This is a genomic window from Chrysiogenia bacterium, assembly GCA_020434085.1.
Lineage (GTDB): Bacteria > JAGRBM01 > JAGRBM01 > JAGRBM01 > JAGRBM01 > JAGRBM01.
In genome coordinates this window covers 1-4,028 of record JAGRBM010000092.1, presented here as the reverse complement: position 1 = coordinate 4,028, position 4,028 = coordinate 1, and the positions used below count along the sequence as shown (strand labels likewise).

The following is a 4,028-nucleotide window of genomic DNA, read 5'->3' as shown; positions in this document are numbered from 1 at the left end:
CGCACCGGGGATTTTTCCTACCAGCACCGCTTCGATGACGAGGCCGACATCCACGCCGCCGAGCTGGCCGCGCGCCAGCTTGAACGCAAGGAGGGCACATCCTGATGTGGACAGCCCTCCTGCTGGTTTTGGTATTTCTCGTGCTGCTCAACAGCGGCGTGCCGCTGTGGCTGGTTCTGGCGATCCTCTCGCTCACGTCCTTTGTGTTCTGGGGTGAGGGCGGCGAGGACCTGGCGTGGCTGGCCGAAGACGGCGCACCGTTTTCCGACTACGTGGCGCACTTCCACGAATACGCCGTTTCCATCCCGCTCCAGATGTTCCGCGTGACCGAGTCGCCGGTCCTCATCGCGATTCCGTTCTTTACGATCGCCGGCATGGTGATGACCCGCGGGGAGATCTCGACCCGGCTCATCGAGTTCGCGCGCGCGGCAGTCGGGTTCCTGCCCGGCGGGCTGGCGATCACGACGATTGCCGCGTGCACCTTCTTCGCGGCGATCTCGGGGGCCTCGGCAGTGACGATCATCGCCATCGGCGGAATGCTCTACCCCGCGCTCAAGGAAGAGGGCTACAGCGACGTCTTCTCGCTGGGGCTTCTCACCTCCTGCGGGGCCATCGGAATTATGGCGCCGCCCTCGCTACCGCTCATCATCTACGGCGTCATCGCCAAGACCGACATCAACAAGCTCTTCCTGGCGGGTGTCATTCCCGGCATCCTCTCCATCGGAACCATGGTGCTCTACTCGAGCTGGCGCGCCGGGAAATACGGCGTCGCCCGCGAGCGCCTGTCCTTCGAACTCGTGAGGGAAAAAGCCGTCCACGGCATCTGGGCCCTGCTGCTGCCGGTCATTCTGCTGGGCTCCATCTACGGGGGGATCACCACCGCGGCCGAGGCCTCTGCCGTGGCCCTGCTCTACGCGATCGTGATCGAGGTCTTCGTCCACAGGGCGCTGAGGCTCTCGGATCTTTCATCCATCATCGTCGATTCGATGGTGCTCGTTGGCGCGATCCTGATCATTCTTCTGATGGCGCTGGCGTTCACCAACTTTCTGGCCATCGAACAGATCCCCCAGGAAGCCACCGAGTGGATTCGCGGCTACGTCGAGAGCCCGCTGGGATTCCTGGTCGCGCTGAACGTCCTGCTGCTCATTGTCGGCTGCATCATGGACATCTTCAGCGCGATCCTGATCGTGGGCCCCCTCGTCGTCCCCATTGCCGAGGCCTTCGGCGTGAACCTCATCCACCTGGGAATCATCTTCGTCATCAACCTGGAGATCGGGTTCGTGACGCCGCCGTTTGGCATCAACCTGTTCATCTCCAGCACCTTCTTCCGCAAACCCGTCTCCGAGGTCTTCCGCGCCAGCGTGCCCTTCCTGATTCTGCTGCTGCTCTCACTGGCAGCGATCACCTATTTCGAGGGGCTGAGCCTGTGGCTGGTGCGCTAGCCTCGCTCCCTTCGCATTCACGCATCTGTCATCCCGAACGAACGTGAGGGATCTCGCAGATACGAAGGCTGTTGCCCGCACAAGGGACAACGCTGATTCGTCGTTGCGAGATCCCTCACGTTCGTTCGGGATGACAGGAATGTTCTTATAACAGCAGCCGCCCTACTCGATGTTCAGCGCGCGTTCGAAGTCCGCGGGACTCGATGCGGCGGCCTTGGCGTCTTCGAGGGTGACGATTCCCTTGCGATAGAGATCCGTGAGGTGCTGGTCGAAGCTCTGGGTGGTGCCGTCGGAGTAGCCGCGTTCGATGTGGCCGCGCATCTCGCTAAGCTTGCCGGGCTCGCGGATGCTCTCCTGAATGGACATGCTGCTCATCATGATCTCGGCGGCGGCGACGCGGCCCTTGCCGTCGGCGCGGCGGATGAGCCGCTGGGAGATACTCGCCTTGAGATTCTCCGCCAGGCGCAGCCGCGCGCCGGCCTGCTGCTCGGCCGGGAAGACGGCTACCAGGCGATTGATCGTGCTGGGCGCATCGGTGGTGTGAACCGTCGAGAGCAACAGGTGGCCGGTCTCGGCGGCCTTGAGCGCGATGTCGATGGTCTCGAAGTCGCGCATCTCGCCCACCAGAATGACGTCGGGGTCCTGGCGCAGCGCCGCGCGCAGGCCCGCCGAGAAGCTCTTGGAGTCCTGCCCCACCTCGCGCTGGCTCACCGAGGAGTTCTTGTCTGGATGCACGAACTCGATGGGATCTTCAAGCGTCAGGATGTGCACGTTCCGGTTCGTGTTGATGTAGTCGATGATCGCCGCGAGGGTCGACGACTTGCCGCTGCCCGTCACGCCGGTCACCAGCACCATGCCGCGCTCCATCGAGGCGATCTTCTGGAGCGAGGGCGGCAAGCCCAATTGCTCGAAGCTGGGAATCTCGATGGAGATGACGCGCAGGATGACCGTGTGGTTGCCGCGCTGCTTGTAGATGTTCATGCGGAACCGGCCGGTTCCCTCCAGCGTGTACGAGGAATCGTACTCGGTGATGTCGTCGACGTTGATCGGCGTGAGGTTCTGCTTGAGCAGCGCCTCGGAGACCGAGCGCGTGTCCTCGGGCGTCAGCTTGGGCGCCTTGATCTCGTGCAACATGCCGTTGACGCGGTACATCGGCGCCCGGCCGACTTTGAGATGGATGTCCGAGGCGTTGTTGTTCACACCCGCCGCCAGAATCTTGTTGAGATACTCGATGTTCATGATCTACGTCCCCACTTGATCATACAGAACAGTCCGGCTTGCTGGATTCGCTCTCAATGTTGTCATTCTCAGGGGCTCGCCCCGAAGAATCGCGTCCCAGCCGGCTCCAACCGATTCTTCGCTTTGCTCAGAATGACGGGTTTCCCCGATCACGACCGGGCAGGCTCCTACCGGCCCTTTCGCGCCTCGAACAGATCCTGCGTCGTGCGGCGAAGGCGCTCCGAGAGGATCTTGCAGAAGGCCTGGTAAATTTTCAGCGAGAAGTCGCGGTCGTGCTTCATGATCTGCTCGATGGCGAACTTGGGCAGCACCAGGCACTCGGTCTTGCCAACCGCGCGCACCGACGCGGAGGTCAGCTCCGTCTCGACGAGCGACATCTCGCCAAACAGCTCGCCCTCGCCCAGCTCGGCGAGCTGCTGCTCGTGCTCGCCATCGGACTTGATGACGGCCACCTTCCCGGATTTTACCAGGTAGAGCGACTCGCCGATGGCGTTCTGCTCGAGAATGGTCTGGCCGGGCTCGTAGGCGCGCAGCTCGAACTGCGAGGCCAGCCCCGCCGCTTCGTCGAAGTTCAGCTTCTCGAAGAGAAACGTATCCTGAATGAGTTCGCTGCCCTCAAGCCCCTCAAAGACGTTGAGGAAATCGGTCTTCTCCACCACGCACTCCCACGGCGTCCCCCGCCGGTCTGTCTGTTGCAAGCGCGCGAAACTATACCGGCGCCCCCCGGGGTTGCCAACCAGCGCAGTCAGAGACCCGTTCCACCCTTCGACTGGCTCAGGGCGAACGGGAACTACGTTCGTCCTGAGCCTGTCGAAGGACGAGCCCGCTTGAGCGGCCCCGCGCGGGCCAGCTATCCTTGCGCGCAGATGAGCACCCCCGACCCGCAAGTCCCCGGCTCCCTGGACCGGCGCTTCATGGCGTTTGAAGCGCTCGTCTCCCGCCGCGATTACGAGGGGGCCGAGGCGTTCCTTCGCGCCTCCCTCGAAGATGCCGCCACGCCCGAGGACCGCGCCCAGTGCTGGACCCTGCTCCATTACGTCCATGCCAAGCAGCGCGACCTGGAAACCGCGCTTGAATGCTGCCTCAGGGCCGAGGCCGAGCTTCCCGAAGCCGCCCACCAGAAGGGCGTCACCGCCTACTTCCTGGCCTACTACTACGAGCCCAAAGACCCGGCGGCGGTGTGTGAGAAGGCGCGCGAGCTCCTCGCCATTGCCCGCGACAGCGCGCTCCTCCACGAGGGCCACCGCCTCATCGCCGAGACCGAACTCGCCCGCGGGCGCCACGACGAGGCCGCCCATCACCTGGGACAGGCCTTCGCCGTCGACGACCTCAGCTTCCTCGAAATGG

General features: G+C 63.5%; 4 protein-coding genes. 2 read left to right on the top strand and 2 right to left on the bottom strand.

Translation table 11 applies throughout. The features are described 5' to 3' along the window. Nucleotides 1-104 precede the first annotated feature (104 nt). On the top strand, nt 105-1,442 hold the full coding sequence (locus tag KDH09_03230) for a TRAP transporter large permease subunit (GenBank protein MCB0218682.1): 1,338 nt from the start codon (nt 105-107) through the stop codon (nt 1,440-1,442). Between the two features lie 162 nt (nt 1,443-1,604). Here the strand turns inward: KDH09_03230 and KDH09_03225 are convergent, their stop codons facing one another. Then, a complete protein-coding gene (locus KDH09_03225; protein MCB0218681.1) occupies nt 1,605-2,681 on the bottom strand; it encodes a PilT/PilU family type 4a pilus ATPase in 1,077 nt (358 codons plus the stop codon). Between the two features lie 167 nt (nt 2,682-2,848). Further along, a complete protein-coding gene (locus KDH09_03220) occupies nt 2,849-3,337 on the bottom strand; it encodes a cyclic nucleotide-binding domain-containing protein (protein MCB0218680.1) in 489 nt (162 codons plus the stop codon). 171 nt (nt 3,338-3,508) lie between these two features. Here KDH09_03220 and KDH09_03215 point away from each other — a divergent pair. After that, nucleotides 3,509-4,028: hypothetical protein (locus KDH09_03215; protein ID MCB0218679.1), on the top strand; the 520-nt coding region annotated here is incomplete at its 3' end.

Excerpts from the sequence above, each read along its gene's own strand:
- KDH09_03225 (MCB0218681.1), bottom strand. The coding sequence starts at position 2,681 with ATGAACATCGAGTATCTCAACAAGATTCTGGCGGCGGGTGTGAACAAC.
- KDH09_03230 (MCB0218682.1), top strand. The coding sequence starts at position 105 with ATGTGGACAGCCCTCCTGCTGGTTTTGGTATTTCTCGTGCTGCTCAAC.